Genomic DNA, 14,240 nt, shown 5'->3' on the forward strand with positions numbered 1-14,240 from the left:
CGCTTGCTCGCTCCCACAGTTTTAACTGCAGTGTGCCTGTGATTATTTATCGCCCTTGAGAATCTCGTAATCACGCAACTTATTAGCGATGGTGGTATGCGACACCCCCAGCCGCTTACCCAGCTGTCGGCTGCTCGGGTGCTCGGCATACAAGCTCTCCAGCACCGCCTTCTCAAACCGACCGACGATCGCCTCCAACCCACCCTCCAGAGAAAAATCGCCAAGCGGCTGACGCACGCCGTAGTCCGGCAGACGAATATGCTCAACCTTGACCGTCCCGCCCTCGCACAACGACACCGCCTGAAACAGCACGTTTTCCAACTGCCGCACATTGCCCGGCCAGTGATAGTGGCTAAGCCGATCCATCGCCGCCGGCGCCAACTTGGGCAATGGGCAACCAATCTGCCGGCTGGCCTGATCAAGAAAGTGCTCAACCAACGGCGCCAAACCATCCAGGCATTCGCGCAGCGGCGGTATATGCAACGACAACACATTCAGCCGGTGATAAAGGTCCTGGCGAAATTCCCCTCGGGCGCAAAGCTCCGACAAGTCCACTTGGGTCGCACAGATCACCCGCACATCCAAGTAGACCTCTTCATCACTGCCCACCCGGCGAAAGCAACCGTCCTGCAGAAACCGCAGCAACTTCACCTGCAAGCGCGCGCTCATTTCCCCAACGCCATCGAGAAACAACGTACCGCCCGCCGTCAGTTCCAGCAGGCCCAATTTGCCTTCGGCCCGCGCGCCTTCAAACGCGCCTGGGCCGTAGCCGAACAGCTCGGTCTCGGCCATCGATTCCGGCAGGCCTGCGCAGTTAAGCGCCATCAACGGCGATTGCCCGCGCGGGCTGGCCAGGTGACAAGCACGCGCCAACAGCTCCTTACCGGTGCCGGTTTCGCCTTCTATTAATAGAGGCGCATCCAGCGGCGCCATGCGGCGAGCCTCGCGCACCACCGCCGCCATCACCTTGGAGCTCTGGAAGATACTGTCGAAGCCGCGCAGTTCCTGCTTGCGCACATTGTAGATGCGCTCACCGACGCGGTCGGCGCGGTGCAGGGTCAACACGGCGCCGGCCATGGCTTCGCTGTCGTCGTGCTCGGAGGATTGCAGCGGCGCAATATCCGCCAGGAACACGTCGCCCTTAACCTTGACCCGCAAGCCGTTGATCCGCGACTTGCTCGCGCGCACCAACTCCGGCAAGTCGAAATCCTCGGCATACCGCGACAACGGAATGCCCGGCACTTCGTCCACGCGCACCCCGAGCAACTGCGCCGCCGCCCGGTTCGCGGCGACGATGGAGCCGCCCATGTCGATCGACAGCACCGGAAACTCCAGCGCGCCAAGCAGCGCATTCAGCTCCATATGCCGACGTTCGCTGGGCATCAGCCCTACCCGCTTGACGCCAAACACACCGGCAATTGCTTCAAATTGCGGGCGCAGCGCCTGGAATTGCATGTTCACCAGGTTCGGGCAAAACAGGTAAATCGCGTTGCCATGTTCGCCGCCGACCTCGCCCTTGGCGACGTTGACGCCGTACTCCACCAACAGGTTGAGAATGTCCCGCAGGATGCCGATGCGGTTCTGGCAGTGCACTTTGATACGCATGAAAAGGCCCGAAAAGTGGGAAAGCGCGCGTCTTTTTGCCGCTGGGCGCAGATAGTCGTCAAGATTATGTGACAGTACGTGACCTTTTCACAGCCCAATACATCGCAGAGCCGCAGGATCGTAACGAATACTTTACGAATATAGGTAATTTTTCCTACAAGCCCAAGCCAAGGCCCGATGGAATCCTCCGCCTTCCGGGTTATCAATAGGCCATACGCCGCACATAACAAGAACGAATACCTAGCAGGAGAGCCGTATGAAGCAGACGCACTACGTGGCCCGCGAGCCCGATGCGCAAGGTTTTATCCACTACCCGCCGGAAGAACACGCGGTGTGGAACACGCTGATCACGCGCCAGCTGAAAGTGATCGAGGGTCGCGCCTGCCAGGAATACCTGGACGGCATCGACAAGCTCGGCCTGCCCCTGGACCGCATTCCACAACTGGGCGAAATCAACCAGGTGCTGGCTGAAACTACCGGCTGGCAAGTCGCCCGTGTACCCGCACTCATCCCCTTCCAGACCTTCTTCGAATTACTCGCCAGCAAGCAGTTTCCGGTGGCGACCTTTATTCGTACTCGAGAAGAACTGGACTACCTGCAAGAACCGGATATTTTCCACGAGATCTTCGGCCACTGCCCGCTGCTGACCAACCCGTGGTTCGCCGAATTTACCCACACCTATGGCAAGCTCGGCCTGGCCGCGACCAAGGAACAGCGCGTGTACCTGGCGCGTTTGTACTGGATGACCATCGAGTTTGGCTTGGTGGACACGCCACAAGGTCGGCGCATCTACGGTGGCGGCATTTTGTCGTCGCCCAAAGAGAGCGTGTACTGCCTGTCGGATGAGCCCAAGCACCAAGCCTTCGACCCGCTGGAAGCGATGCGCACGCCGTACCGCATCGACATCCTGCAACCGCTGTATTTCGTCCTGCCTGAGCTCAAGCGCCTGTTCGACGTGGCGCAGGAAGACATCATGGGCATGGTCGAGCGCGGTATGCAGCTGGGTCTGCACGCGCCGACGTTTCCACCCAAACCCAAAGCCGCGTGACACTTACGTTTTGAGGCCAGGTGAGTCTGTTCCCTGGCCGCGCGTTGCTTTAGGGTAACGCCCACTGATCTTCAATCATTCGAATTCAGGACACCCCACATGACCACCTTGAACCAAGCCCACTGCGAAGCCTGCCGCGCCGATGCCCCGCAAGTCAGCGACGAAGAGCTGCCGGTACTGATCAAGCAGATTCCCGACTGGAACATCGAAGTACGCGATGGCGTGATGCAGCTGGAAAAGGTTTTCCTGTTCAAGAACTTCAAATTCGCCCTGGCCTTTACCAATGCCATGGGTGAAATCTCCGAAGCCGAAGGCCATCACCCAGGCCTGCTCACCGAGTGGGGCAAAGTCACGGTGACCTGGTGGAGCCACTCGATCAAAGGCTTGCATCGCAACGACTTCATCATGGCCGCGCGCACTGACGAAGTGGCCAAGGACGCCGAGGGCCGCAAGTAATGCATTTCGATGCTATTGGCCGCGTGCCCGGCGACCCGATTCTGGGGCTGATGGACCTGTATGCCCAGGACAGCAACCCGAACAAGTTCGACCTCGGCGTGGGCGTCTATAAGGATGACCAAGGCCTGACGCCGATTCCGTACTCGGTGAAGCTGGCCGAGCAGCGCCTGGTGGACACTCAGACCACCAAGACCTACATCGGCGGCCACGGCGATGCAGCGTTCGGTGCGTTGATCAGCGAACTGGTGCTCGGCGCCGACTCCGCCTTGATCCGCGACCGCCGTGCCGGCGCGACGCAAACCCCAGGCGGCACCGGCGCCCTGCGCCTGAGCGCCGACTTTATCGCCCACACCCTGCCCGGCCGTGGCGTATGGCTGAGCAACCCAACCTGGCCGATCCACGAAACCATCTTCGCCAAGGCCGGGCTCACGGTCAGCCACTACCCTTATGTGGGTACTGATAACCGCCTGGACGTGGCCGCGATGCTGGCAACACTCGCCAACGTGCCCAAGGGCGACGTGGTATTGCTGCATGCCTGCTGCCACAACCCGACCGGGTTCGACCTGTCCCAGGATGACTGGCGCCAGGTGCTGAAGATCGTCCGCGAACGCCAACTGCTGCCGCTGATCGACTTCGCCTACCAGGGCTTTGGCGACGGCCTGGAGCAAGACGCTTGGGCGGTGCGGCTGTTTGCAGCCGAACTGCCGGAAGTGCTGATCACCAGCTCCTGCTCGAAGAATTTCGGCCTGTACCGTGATCGTGTCGGCGCGTTGATCGTGTGCGCGGCGGATGCCGAGAAGCTCATCGATGTGCGCAGCCAGCTTGCAAACACGGCGCGTAATTTGTGGTCGACCCCGCCGGATCATGGCGCAGCCGTGGTTGCGACCATCCTCGGCGATGCCGAGCTGAAAAAGCGCTGGAGCGACGAAGTCGAAGCCATGCGTTCCCGGATTGCGCAACTGCGCTCCGGGCTGGTGGAAGCGCTTACGCCCCACGGGCTGGCCGAACGGTTTGCGCATATTGGTGCGCAGCGTGGGATGTTTTCCTATACCGGCCTAAGTGCCGAGCAGGTCAAGCAACTGCGCGAGAAGCACAGCGTGTACATGGTCAGTTCAGGCCGGGCTAACGTGGCTGGCATTGATGCCACGCGCTTGACGCTGTTGGCCCAAGCCATCGCTGACGTCTGCAACTGAAGAAACCGAATCAAACTGTGGGAGCTGGCTTGCCTGCTCCCACAGTTGGAGTGTGTTGGCGGCTAGCCTGCGACCATCTCGGCTTTCAACTGCGCCTCTTTGGCTTGCGCATCTGCCAACCGATACAACTCGATATGCCCATCCCAGTGCTCGATCAACGCCGTGCACGACTCCACCCAATCCCCGCAGTTGAGGTAGTCCACCTCGCCCACCTTGCGAATCTCCGCATGGTGAATATGCCCGCAGACCACGCCGTGCAACTCGCGCTTGGTCACTTCGTGGGCGATCGCCTCTTCGAAATCGCTGATAAAACTCACCGCCGTCTTCACCTTGTGCTTCAAGTACGCCGACAGCGACCAGTAGCCATAGCCATACCGCGCTCGCCAGTGGTTGAGCCAGCGGTTCAGCGTGAGGGTGAACTCGTAGGCCGAGTCGCCGAGGAACGCCAGCCAGCGGTGGTAACGGGTGATCACATCAAACTGGTCGCCGTGGATCACCAGCAGGTGACGGCCATCGGCGGTGACGTGCACGGCTTCGTCCACCAGTTGGATATTGCCCAGAATCAGCTTGGAATAGCGCCGTAGAAACTCGTCATGGTTGCCAGTGACGTAGATTACCTCGGTGCCGCGCTTGGCCATGGTCAGCAGGCGGCGAATCACGTTGGTGTGGGCCTGGGGCCAATACATGCCGCCGCGCATTTTCCAACCGTCGATAATATCGCCAACCAAGTACACCTTGTCGGCGTGGTAGCCCTTGAGGAACTGCGACAAGTGTTCGGCCTGGCAATCGCGCGTGCCTAGGTGCACGTCGGAAATCCACAGGGTACGAACCCGTTGTTTACGGCTGGGTTTGGCGAACTCGGCACGGGTCATGGGCATCCCTCAACGGTGTTTTCGCGAGCTTGCGCCCTGGCGGTTAATAGCCCATGACAACTGTGCGTCAATCTGATGACAGCGCCTGGCGCCCTTGAAGCGTTGTAGACTGGCGCGACTAGGCCAGGAGCCTGCTCGCCCAGGAGACCGCGATGAGCCCAACCCTCACGCTGCGCCACTACCTCGAAGAACCCCTCGCCCACAGCCATGACCACGCACAACTGGTGTTCGGCCTGTCGGGGCATTTGGATCTGGAAGTGGATGGCCGTGGCAGCCAGGTGCGCGAGAACAGCGTGATGGTGCTGCCCTTCTCTGCCCACCACGCCTGTGGCAGTCGCGATGGCAGCCGTTGCCTGGTGCTGGATGTGCCCACCGAGCACTGGGTGCTGCAATCCTTGGGCGAGCATGCCGAGGCCAGCCGGCGCTTGCTCGACCAACCGGCGCGCCTGGCCCTGGATTCCCGGCAAAGCCAGTTGGTGCAATGGCTGGCCCACAGCCCGGTGGATGACCCGTTGATCGTGCAGCAAGGTGCGGTGCTGTTGTTGGCCAGCCTTAATCACCCGATTACCCAAACGGTGCCGGGCCGGCGCCTGCCGTATGCGGCGTTCAATGCACATATCGAGCGGCATGTTGCGCACCCGTTGCAGGTCGCGGACCTCGCGCGCATTGCCGACTTGTCGGTAGCGCGCTTGCATGCGCGCTTTATCGCTGAGTGCGGGCAGACGCCGATGGACTATATCCGCAGCCGTCGCCTGCAGATGGCCTTGGGCATGTTGCGCGAAACGCCGCTGCCCATCGGTGAAATCGCCGAGCGCGTCGGCTACAGTTCGCAAAGTGCGTTTGCCGCTGCGATGTTGCGCGAATTTGGCGCATCACCCGGCGCATTGCGGCGCTCGTCGTAAGAACCGCAAGAAGAGCCCTGCGATAAAAATCGCGAGCCGGGCGACAGACGCCCGCACCCTCCACCCTCTAGACTGCGATTCTGTCACTCCCGTTGGTTCAAGGAACGCAATGACTCCCCGCTCAGCCCTCGGCGCCCTGCATATCGGCGCATTGATGTTTGGCCTCACCGGCGTATTCGGCAAGCTGGCGGCCGCCTCGCCCGCCATCATCGTATTTGGCCGCGCCGCTTTTGCCGTGCTGGCCCTCGCCGTATTCGCGCGATTCGCCAGCAACACCACTTGGAAAAAACTCGAGATGCGCGACTGGCGTCGCCTGCTAATCAGCGGCGTGCTGCTCGCGGCGCATTGGGTGACCTTCTTTATTGCCGTCAAGGTCGCCGGGGTCGCGGTCGCCACTCTGGGGTTTACTGCGTTCCCGGCGTTTACCGTGATTCTCGAAGGCCTGATCTTCCGCGAGCGCATTCGCGCCAATGAAGTGCTGCTGGTGGTGCTGGTCAGCATCGGCCTGATACTGGTGACGCCAGACTTCGACCTCGCCAGCGCGGCTACGGGCGGCCTGCTCTGGGGCATTGTTTCCGGCCTGCTGTTTTCGTTGTTATCGCTGAACAATCGCGCCAGTTCCGGGCGGATTCCAGCAGTGCAGGCCGCCCTGTGCCAAAACGTGGTGGTCGCGGCCTGCCTGTTGCCCGTGGCGGCACCCGGGCTGGCAGAGGTGCGCGCCATCGACTGGTTGTGGATCGGCCTGTTGGGGGTGTTCTGCACCGGCCTGGCCCACAGCCTGTTTGTCGCCAGCCTCGCAGTGATCAAGGCGCGCACCGCCTCGGTGGTGTTCGCCATGGAGCCGGTCTATGGCATCACCGTGGCCTGGCTGCTGTTTGCCGAAACCCCAACCTTGCGCATGCTGCTGGGTGGCGCGCTGATTATCGTCGCCATCGTGCTCTCCGGCTTGATGGGCAGCGCCAGCCAGGCCAAAGCGCCTGCGGCAGCGGCGTGATCTACACTTTAAACATCCGCAACAGTCTGTCGTCGTTCAACGGATAAAGACCCCTCGACGACAGCCATGCGCCTTGAAGTTGCTGCAAGCGAGTGGTCATTCCATTAACGCTATGCAGGGGCTTTACCATGGAAACACTGATCAGTTTGGTGGTTCAGATCATCAGCGGTGCCATCGGCGGTAACGTGGCCGGTATGAGCAAACAAAGCCTGGGGACTGGGCTCAATACGCTGGTTGGCGGTATGGGTGGGCTGGTGCTGGGGCAGATCGTCTCGGTACTCACCGGGACTTCAGGCGGCGAAGCGCTGGATGTGGCTGCGGTTGGCAGCAATATCGTCGGCGGTGGTATCGGCGGCCTGGTGCTGACGTGGGTTGCGGGGTTCATCAAGCAAAAGTTGGCCGACAAGTAGCGCCTTTCGGGCCACCGTCAAGCGGCGGTGGCCTTTATTGCGTCCGATCGTTGTGGCCCAAATCCCGCTGTGGGTCGATCTGATCACGCACGCGCTGTTTAAGCACCTTGGCTTCCGGAAAACCACCGTCGACCTTGCGCTCCCAGATCTGCACACCGTCGCAAGTGATGCGAAACGTGCCGCCGGTGGCCGGCTCCAGCGCCACACGGCCCACGTCGTCAGCGAACGTACTCAACAATTCCTGGGCCAGCCACGCGGCGCGCAACAGCCACTGGCACTGGGTGCAATAGGTGATGACGATCTCGGGTTTGCTCAGCGACATAATTTGAGAGGTTCCAGGTATGACAGGCTCGGAGGTTCGAGTGGCTATAATACCGACCTTTATCGCCCAGCCCTGAGATTCGTGATGCGCCGCCTGTTGTCCTGCCTGTTCCTGTGCCTGCTCCCTCTCCTCGCCGACGCCGCTGAAACACCGCGCCCCAAAATCGGCCTGGTGCTGTCTGGCGGCGCCGCGCGTGGCCTGGCGCATATAGGTGTGCTCAAGGCTTTGGAAGAACAAGGCATTCACATCGATGCGATTGCCGGCACCAGCATGGGCGCGGTGATTGGCGGGCTGTACGCGTCGGGCTACAAGATCGATGAGCTGGAAAAGCTCGCGCTGGATATTGATTGGCAACAGGCCCTGTCCGACGCACCGCCACGCGAAGACGTGCCGTTTCGGCGCAAGCAGGATGACCGCGATTTCCTGGTCAAGCAGAAGCTCAGTTTTCGCGACGACGGCAGCCTCGGCTTGCCGCTCGGTGTGATCCAGGGCCAGAACCTGGCACTGCTGCTGGAAAGCATGTTCGCCCACAGCAGTAACACGCGTAACTTCGACAAGCTGCCGATCCCGTTCCGCGCGGTCGCCACCGATATCACCACCGGCGAAAAAGTGGTGTTCAACAAAGGCCACCTGCCCCAGGTGATCCGCGCCAGCATGTCGATCCCGGCGGTGTTCGCCCCGGTGGAAATAGACGGCCGGCTGCTGGTGGACGGCGGTATGACCGACAACATCCCGCTGGATGTGGCGCGCGAGATGGGCGTCGACATTGCCATCGTCGTCGACATCGGCACCCCGCTGCGCACGCGCAAACAACTGGCCACCGTGGTCGACGTGCTCAACCAGTCCATCACCCTGATGACCCGGCGCAATTCCGAGGAGCAACTCAAGGCCCTGCACCCCAAAGACGTACTGATCCAGCCGCCGCTGGCCGCCTACGGCGTGACGGATTTCGGCCGCGCCAAGGACATGATCGACGCCGGCTACCGCGCCACCCGCGCCCTCGATGTGCGCCTGGCGCATCTGCGCCCCGCGGAACCGGTAGACCCGCAACTGCTCGCCGCGCGTACGCCGGGCGAACGTACCCCGGTGATCACTGCGATCAAGGTGGAGAACGATTCGAAAGTCAGCGATGACGTGATCCGTTACTACATCCGCCAAAACCTGGGCGAGCCGTTGAACCTGGATCGCCTGCAAACCGACATGGGCACCCTGTACGGCCTGGATTACTTCGAGCAGGTGCAATACCGCGTGGTGAAAAAGGGCCAGGACAACACCTTGGTGATCAGCGCACGCGGCAAGCGCAGCGGCACCGATTACTTACGCCTGGGCTTGAACCTGTCGGATGACATGCGCGGCGAGAGCGCCTTCAACCTCGGCGCCAGCTACCGCATGAACGGCATCAACCGCCTCGGCGCCGAATGGCTGACGCGGGTGCAGATCGGTGATCGCCAAGAGCTGTACAGCGAGTTCTACCAACCGCTGGATGTAGGCTCTCGCTACTTCGTCGCGCCCTATATCAGTGCCCAGGCGCAGAACGTTGACCTGGTTCTGGACAACGACCCTATCGCCGAGTATCGGCTGGAGCGCTACGGTTTTGGCTTGAATGTGGGGCGCCAGATCGGCAACAGCGGCGAGATCCGCTTCGGCGTGGGCGAAGCCTGGGGCAAGGCGGACGTGCGCATTGGCGAGCGCGACCTGCCAAGCGTGAACTTCAATGAAGGCTTCTATGAGCTGAAGTACTCCTTCGACTCCCTGGACAACGTGTACTTCCCCCATACCGGCGAAGACATCAGCCTGGCCTTCCGCGAATTCGAACCTGGCCTAGGCTCGGACCAGCGCTACCGGCAGTGGGAGTTCAAGCTGGACAAGGCCATGAGCCACGGCCCGGACACACTCATACTGGACGGGCGTTACGGACGCACCCTGGATAAATCCGACGTGGTGATTTCCAGCTTCCTGCTGGGCGGTGCGCGGCAGCTGTCGGGCTTTCGCGAAGATTCGATCTCGGGGCAAAACATTGCTTTGATGCGCGCGGTGTACTATCGCCGCCTGACGCCGCGCTCGTACCTGCCGCTGGATTTTCCGCTGTACCTGGGCGCCTCGTTAGAACGCGGCCGGGCGTGGAACAACGACAATCAATTCGACAGTGGCTACATCAACGCCGCGAGTGTTTTCCTGGGGTTTGATACGCCGCTGGGGCCGCTGAATTTCAGCTATGGGTTCAATGATGATAAGCAGCAGGCGGTGTACCTGAACCTGGGCCAAACCTTCTAGACAGTACACAAAACAACTGTGGGGGCTGGCTTTTGTGGCGAGGGAGCAAGCTCCCTCGCCACAACAACCCGCTCGACATTAATCAGGCGCTACCTTAGGGCTTTTCCAGATTCGCCAAAATATGCCCGTGCACACGCATGCACACGCGCAAATCTTCTTCATCCACGCCCACAAACAGCTCATGGCGCAACGCCGTGGCGATGGTTTCGATCTGCTCGATCAAAGGGCAGGCGGTGTCGCACAGCAAGATACGCTTGGCACGCCGGTCTTCCAGCACGGCCTGGCGTTGCACCAGGCCTTGGCCTTCGAGGCTGTCGAGCAAACGCGCCAGCGTCGGCCCTTCTACCCCGACGCTTTGCGCCAGCTCACGCTGGGTGGGCGCTTCGGTGAAACGGGCCAGGTGCAACAGCACCAGCCAACGCGCCTGGGACAAACCCAGCCCCGCCAAACGGCGGTCCAGCTCGGCGCGCCAACCTCGGGACATTTGCGCCAATTGCATGCCAAAGCGGTGTTGATCGGTTAACGGCATAAAAAACTCGTGGTTTAGACTGAAAATAAAGTGTGGCTAATTATTAGTCAGCTAAGCATGAGCCATGCCATGAGGCAAGCACCGCTATGTACTGATTCGTTACATTGGCGCAATTAGCACACTAAATTTCGAATTCAGACTGCAAAGCGGCACGCACACAGTACAAAACGCCCTCTGGAACACGCCCGGTAAACAGCGGCGCGATCTCCGCAACCGGTGGCAATTCGCCTTCCCCGTCGAGGAATGCGTCCTGGATTTCACCGAGCAGATCTTCCGGCAAATCAAGGGCCTGCTCTAAAGACAGCTGCTGCTTGCCGATGGATTCAGCCAGCAAGGTGTAGACGTTTTTTTCCGAGCATTGCAGCTGGCCAGCGATCTGGATCGGGGTCATGCCCGCACGCGCCAGGCTGATCAGTTCGTGGCGAATATCGGCGACTTCCTTCGGCGCTTCGACCTGGCCACCGAGCACTTCGAGGAAGGCCTGCCCGTAGCGTTCCAGCTTGCGCGCACCGACGCCACTGACCCGGGCCATTTCGGCCATGGTGGTGGGCTGCTCGCGCAGCATCTCCAGCAAGGTGGAGTCGGGGAAAATAACGTAAGGCGGCACGCTGTGTTCCTGCGCGAGCTTGCGGCGCAGGGTGCGCAAGGCTTCCCACTGCTCGCGTTCTTCGCCACGCACCAACTGGCTGGCCTGGCTGGTGCTGCTCTTGGCCGTGGTTTGCGGCTTAAGGTCACGGCGCAACTCCAGGCTCACTTCGCCTTTGAGCAATGGCCGGCAGCTGTCGTTCAGGCGCAGGCCGCCATATCCTTCAAGGTCGATGTCCACCAGGCCGCGCGCGACCATCTGGCGGAACAATGAACGCCACTCGCCTTCGGCGCGGGCTTTACCGACGCCATAGACCGAGAGCTTCTGATGGCCGAAGCTGCGCACTTTTTCGTTGTCCTTGCCCAGCAACACATCCACCAGATGGCCCACGCCATAACGCTGGCCGGTGCGGTAGATGGCCGACAACGCCTGGCGCGCCGGCTCGGTGGCATCCCAGGTCTGCACGCCGTCGACGCAGTTGTCGCAGTGGCCGCACGGCTCGGGCATGTCCTCGTCGAAATACGCCAGCAGGGTCTGACGGCGGCAGCGGGTCTCTTCACACAGCGACAGCATGGCGTCGAGCTTGTGTTGTTCCAACCGCTTGTGGCGCTCGTCACCTTCGGAGTTCTGCAGCATCTGCTTGAGCATCACCACATCTTGCAGGCCGTAGACCATCCAGGCATCCGCCGGTAGGCCATCACGGCCGGCGCGACCGGTTTCCTGGTAATACGCCTCGAGGGACTTGGGCAGGTCCATGTGCGCCACAAAGCGCACGTTGGATTTGTCGATGCCCATGCCGAACGCAATGGTGGCCACCATAATCAGGCCTTCCTCGTTGAGGAAGCGTTTCTGGTGGGCAGAGCGCGTTTCATTGGGCAGGCCGGCGTGGTACGGCAGCGCCGGGTAGCCTTGCTCGCAGAGGAACGCGGCGACTTCATCGACCTTCTTGCGTGACAGGCAATAGACAATGCCCGCGTCGCTGCGCCGCTCGGACAGAAATGCCAGCAACTGCTTGCGCGGCTGCTCCTTGGGCACGATGCGGTAGAAAATATTCGGCCGGTCGAAGCTCGACAGGAAGCGCTCGGCGTTCTGCAAATGCAGGCGCTCGACGATTTCTTCACGGGTGCGTTTGTCGGCGGTGGCGGTCAAGGCGATACGCGGTACGTCGGGGAACAATTCCGCCAACTGGCCCAACTGTAAATATTCGCGACGGAAGTCGTGGCCCCATTGCGACACACAGTGGGCTTCGTCGATGGCGAACAATGCGATTTCCAGGCTCTGCAAAAACGCCAGCATGCGCGGCTGCACCAGGCGCTCGGGGGCGAGGTAGAGCATCTTCACTTCACCGCGCTTGATGCGTGCGGCCAGGTCGCGTTGCTGCTCGGCGCTGAGGGTGGAGTTCAACGCCGCGGCGGCGACGCCGAGCTCTTCAAGGGTGGCGACCTGGTCGTCCATCAGCGCGATCAGCGGCGACACCACCACGGCCAGGCCGTTGCGCAACAGCGCCGGCACCTGGAAGCACAGGGATTTGCCGCCGCCGGTAGGCATCAATACCAGGGCGTCGCCGCCATTGGCCACGCGCTCAATGATCGCACCCTGGCGGCCACGAAAACTGTCGTAGCCGAAGATGTCCTTGAGGACGCGTTGAGCCTGCTCGAGCATGTAAAACTCCAAAATGGTGCCGAAATCCCTCTGTACAGGCTGGCCGAAAAAACCCGGCTTCACGGGAAATAATCCGTAAGCGAAGTTTTCACGGGTTGGCGCTTGGCCTGCAGGGGCATCACAAAACGCGGCAGTATACCCGAGCGTTACTGTGCAAAGGGCGCCACCGACGAATTGCGAGCGCTATCTAAAACCTGGCAAATATGCCGTGTGGCTGGCCTGGGCGCTCAAGAAAGCCTAGAATTGCGCATCGTTTATTCCCAAGGTATCCCGTAATGTCCTTCGCTGAGCAACTAACCCGCCTGCAAGCCTTCCTCGACGCCGATGAGCTGCATGACGAGGCGCTGGACTACGTGGCCGCCCACGGCTACCTGACCGCCCTGTCGATCTCTTCCGACATCGTGCCGGACCGTGAGTGGATCGACGCCTTGTTCGCCGAAGAACCGCATTACGCCGATGCCGCCCAGCGCGAAGAAATCGAATCCACCCTGCTGGCCCTCAAAGCCCACATCGGTCGCCAACTGGCCTCCGATGAGGAATTCGAGCTGCCGTGCGACCTGGACCTCGGCGAAGAGCCGGATGACTCCGACCTGCGCGGCTGGTGCATCGGCTTCATGGAAGGCGTGTTCCTGCGCGAAGCCGCCTGGTTTGAGACCGCCGAGGAAGAAGTCAGCGAAATGCTGCTGCCGATCATGGTCGGTTCGGGCCTGTTCGACGACCAGCCGGAGTTTTCCGACATCGCTGCCGATGCCAACCTGATGGATGACATGATCGTACAGATCCCGGAAGCCCTGACTGCGCTGTACCTGCTGTGCAACGCGCCTGACGAAAAACCGGCGATCCTCAAGCCACGCCACCACTGAGTCGTTTGCCCGTGACACCCATGGGCAACCGCTCGCCGCTCCTGCGTTACGCACTCCTGGCCATCGGCTGGCTGAGCGTGGCGCTAGGGGTGATCGGCATTTTCCTACCGGTGTTGCCGACCACACCCTTCCTGCTTCTCGCCGCCGCCTGCTTCGCTCGAAGCTCCCCGCGTTTCTACCACTGGCTGGTGGAACACCCGCGCCTGGGCCCGTGGATCAAAGACTACCTGGACGGCAACGGCATTCCGCTCAAGGGCAAGGTTTATGCAATTGGCTTGATGTGGCTGAGTATTGGCGTCTCCTGCTATCTGGTGCCGCTGCCGTGGGCACGCGGGTTTATGCTGACCAGTGCGGTGCTGGTGACGATCTATATCTTGCGTCAGAAGACCTTGCCACCGAGGTAGCGGTGGAGGCTGAATTCTGCGGGAGCTGGCTTGCCTGCGATCGCATCAACCGGGTGCCACTGATAGACCGCGCTGCTCGCATCGCAGCATAGGTATCTACACATCTTTTTATGGGTTGGG

14 protein-coding genes are annotated in these 14,240 nt (G+C 61.1%); 9 read left to right on the forward strand and 5 right to left on the reverse strand.

The window, feature by feature from the left end:
* Positions 1–42: 42 nt before the first annotated feature.
* Complete coding sequence (locus tag ACI77I_RS30515; protein ID WP_094951598.1) at positions 43–1,605, reverse strand: sigma-54-dependent transcriptional regulator; 1,563 nt, start codon at positions 1,603–1,605, stop codon at positions 43–45.
* 256 nt (positions 1,606–1,861) lie between these two features.
* On the opposite strand from ACI77I_RS30515, the gene phhA reads away from it, so the two are divergent.
* The 3 genes from phhA (at position 1,862) to ACI77I_RS30530 (ending at position 4,302) form a co-directional block, all read left to right on the forward strand.
* On the forward strand, positions 1,862–2,653 hold the full coding sequence (gene phhA / locus ACI77I_RS30520; RefSeq protein ID WP_094951597.1) for a phenylalanine 4-monooxygenase: 792 nt from the start codon (positions 1,862–1,864) through the stop codon (positions 2,651–2,653).
* Between the two features lie 99 nt (positions 2,654–2,752).
* A complete protein-coding gene (locus ACI77I_RS30525; RefSeq protein WP_017134918.1) occupies positions 2,753–3,109 on the forward strand; it encodes a 4a-hydroxytetrahydrobiopterin dehydratase in 357 nt (118 codons plus the stop codon).
* The gene (locus ACI77I_RS30530; RefSeq protein WP_094951596.1) at positions 3,109–4,302 is read left to right on the forward strand and encodes an amino acid aminotransferase; all 1,194 of its coding nucleotides are present in this window, start codon (positions 3,109–3,111) and stop codon (positions 4,300–4,302) included. Before ACI77I_RS30525 ends, ACI77I_RS30530 begins: the two co-directional genes overlap by 1 nt.
* Before the next feature lie 62 nt (positions 4,303–4,364).
* Here the strand turns inward: ACI77I_RS30530 and ACI77I_RS30535 are convergent, their stop codons facing one another.
* Complete coding sequence (locus tag ACI77I_RS30535) at positions 4,365–5,174, reverse strand: UDP-2,3-diacylglucosamine diphosphatase (protein ID WP_094951595.1); 810 nt, start codon at positions 5,172–5,174, stop codon at positions 4,365–4,367.
* A 152-nt stretch (positions 5,175–5,326) separates the two neighbouring features.
* Between ACI77I_RS30535 and ACI77I_RS30540 the strand changes: the two genes are divergently transcribed.
* The 3 genes from ACI77I_RS30540 (at position 5,327) to ACI77I_RS30550 (ending at position 7,480) form a co-directional block, all read left to right on the forward strand.
* A complete protein-coding gene (locus tag ACI77I_RS30540; RefSeq protein WP_242151638.1) occupies positions 5,327–6,076 on the forward strand; it encodes an AraC family transcriptional regulator in 750 nt (249 codons plus the stop codon).
* A gap of 109 nt (positions 6,077–6,185) precedes the next feature.
* Positions 6,186–7,070: a DMT family transporter gene (locus ACI77I_RS30545; protein WP_406999892.1), complete on the forward strand. Its 885-nt coding sequence runs from the start codon at positions 6,186–6,188 to the stop codon at positions 7,068–7,070.
* A gap of 128 nt (positions 7,071–7,198) precedes the next feature.
* The gene (locus ACI77I_RS30550; RefSeq protein WP_406999894.1) at positions 7,199–7,480 is read left to right on the forward strand and encodes a hypothetical protein; all 282 of its coding nucleotides are present in this window, start codon (positions 7,199–7,201) and stop codon (positions 7,478–7,480) included.
* A 34-nt stretch (positions 7,481–7,514) separates the two neighbouring features.
* Here the strand turns inward: ACI77I_RS30550 and ACI77I_RS30555 are convergent, their stop codons facing one another.
* Positions 7,515–7,802: a SelT/SelW/SelH family protein gene (locus ACI77I_RS30555; protein WP_242151644.1), complete on the reverse strand. Its 288-nt coding sequence runs from the start codon at positions 7,800–7,802 to the stop codon at positions 7,515–7,517.
* Positions 7,803–7,886: 84 nt separating this feature from the next.
* Here ACI77I_RS30555 and ACI77I_RS30560 point away from each other — a divergent pair, with 84 nt between their 5' ends.
* The gene (locus tag ACI77I_RS30560; protein WP_406999896.1) at positions 7,887–10,076 is read left to right on the forward strand and encodes a patatin-like phospholipase family protein; all 2,190 of its coding nucleotides are present in this window, start codon (positions 7,887–7,889) and stop codon (positions 10,074–10,076) included.
* Positions 10,077–10,170: 94 nt separating this feature from the next.
* On the opposite strand, the gene ACI77I_RS30565 is transcribed toward ACI77I_RS30560, so the two are convergent.
* Positions 10,171–10,605 carry a MarR family transcriptional regulator gene (locus ACI77I_RS30565; RefSeq protein ID WP_094951589.1) on the reverse strand — a complete coding sequence of 145 codons (435 nt, stop codon included), beginning with the start codon at positions 10,603–10,605 and terminating at the stop codon, positions 10,171–10,173.
* 121 nt (positions 10,606–10,726) lie between these two features.
* Positions 10,727–12,853: a DNA helicase RecQ gene (recQ, locus tag ACI77I_RS30570; RefSeq protein WP_094951621.1), complete on the reverse strand. Its 2,127-nt coding sequence runs from the start codon at positions 12,851–12,853 to the stop codon at positions 10,727–10,729.
* 275 nt (positions 12,854–13,128) lie between these two features.
* Between recQ and ACI77I_RS30575 the strand changes: the two genes are divergently transcribed.
* Both ACI77I_RS30575 and ACI77I_RS30580 read left to right on the forward strand, forming a co-directional pair.
* A complete protein-coding gene (locus ACI77I_RS30575) occupies positions 13,129–13,716 on the forward strand; it encodes a YecA family protein (protein WP_094951588.1) in 588 nt (195 codons plus the stop codon).
* A 20-nt stretch (positions 13,717–13,736) separates the two neighbouring features.
* A complete protein-coding gene (locus ACI77I_RS30580) occupies positions 13,737–14,120 on the forward strand; it encodes a YbaN family protein (RefSeq protein WP_094951587.1) in 384 nt (127 codons plus the stop codon).
* Positions 14,121–14,240 lie beyond the last annotated feature (120 nt).

The organism is Pseudomonas sp. D47, assembly GCF_045447305.1.
Taxonomy (GTDB): Bacteria; Pseudomonadota; Gammaproteobacteria; order Pseudomonadales; family Pseudomonadaceae; genus Aquipseudomonas.

Coding starts and splice junctions, on each gene's coding strand:
- ACI77I_RS30545 (WP_406999892.1), top strand. CDS start 6,186: ATGACTCCCCGCTCAGCCCTCGGCGCCCTGCATATCGGCGCATTGATG.
- ACI77I_RS30560 (WP_406999896.1), top strand. CDS start 7,887: ATGCGCCGCCTGTTGTCCTGCCTGTTCCTGTGCCTGCTCCCTCTCCTC.
- phhA (WP_094951597.1), top strand. CDS start 1,862: ATGAAGCAGACGCACTACGTGGCCCGCGAGCCCGATGCGCAAGGTTTT.
- ACI77I_RS30580 (WP_094951587.1), top strand. CDS start 13,737: ATGGGCAACCGCTCGCCGCTCCTGCGTTACGCACTCCTGGCCATCGGC.
- ACI77I_RS30515 (WP_094951598.1), bottom strand. CDS start 1,605: ATGCGTATCAAAGTGCACTGCCAGAACCGCATCGGCATCCTGCGGGAC.
- recQ (WP_094951621.1), bottom strand. CDS start 12,853: ATGCTCGAGCAGGCTCAACGCGTCCTCAAGGACATCTTCGGCTACGAC.
- ACI77I_RS30535 (WP_094951595.1), bottom strand. CDS start 5,174: ATGACCCGTGCCGAGTTCGCCAAACCCAGCCGTAAACAACGGGTTCGT.
- ACI77I_RS30550 (WP_406999894.1), top strand. CDS start 7,199: ATGGAAACACTGATCAGTTTGGTGGTTCAGATCATCAGCGGTGCCATC.
- ACI77I_RS30530 (WP_094951596.1), top strand. CDS start 3,109: ATGCATTTCGATGCTATTGGCCGCGTGCCCGGCGACCCGATTCTGGGG.
- ACI77I_RS30555 (WP_242151644.1), bottom strand. CDS start 7,802: ATGTCGCTGAGCAAACCCGAGATCGTCATCACCTATTGCACCCAGTGC.
- ACI77I_RS30575 (WP_094951588.1), top strand. CDS start 13,129: ATGTCCTTCGCTGAGCAACTAACCCGCCTGCAAGCCTTCCTCGACGCC.
- ACI77I_RS30525 (WP_017134918.1), top strand. CDS start 2,753: ATGACCACCTTGAACCAAGCCCACTGCGAAGCCTGCCGCGCCGATGCC.
- ACI77I_RS30540 (WP_242151638.1), top strand. CDS start 5,327: ATGAGCCCAACCCTCACGCTGCGCCACTACCTCGAAGAACCCCTCGCC.
- ACI77I_RS30565 (WP_094951589.1), bottom strand. CDS start 10,605: ATGCCGTTAACCGATCAACACCGCTTTGGCATGCAATTGGCGCAAATG.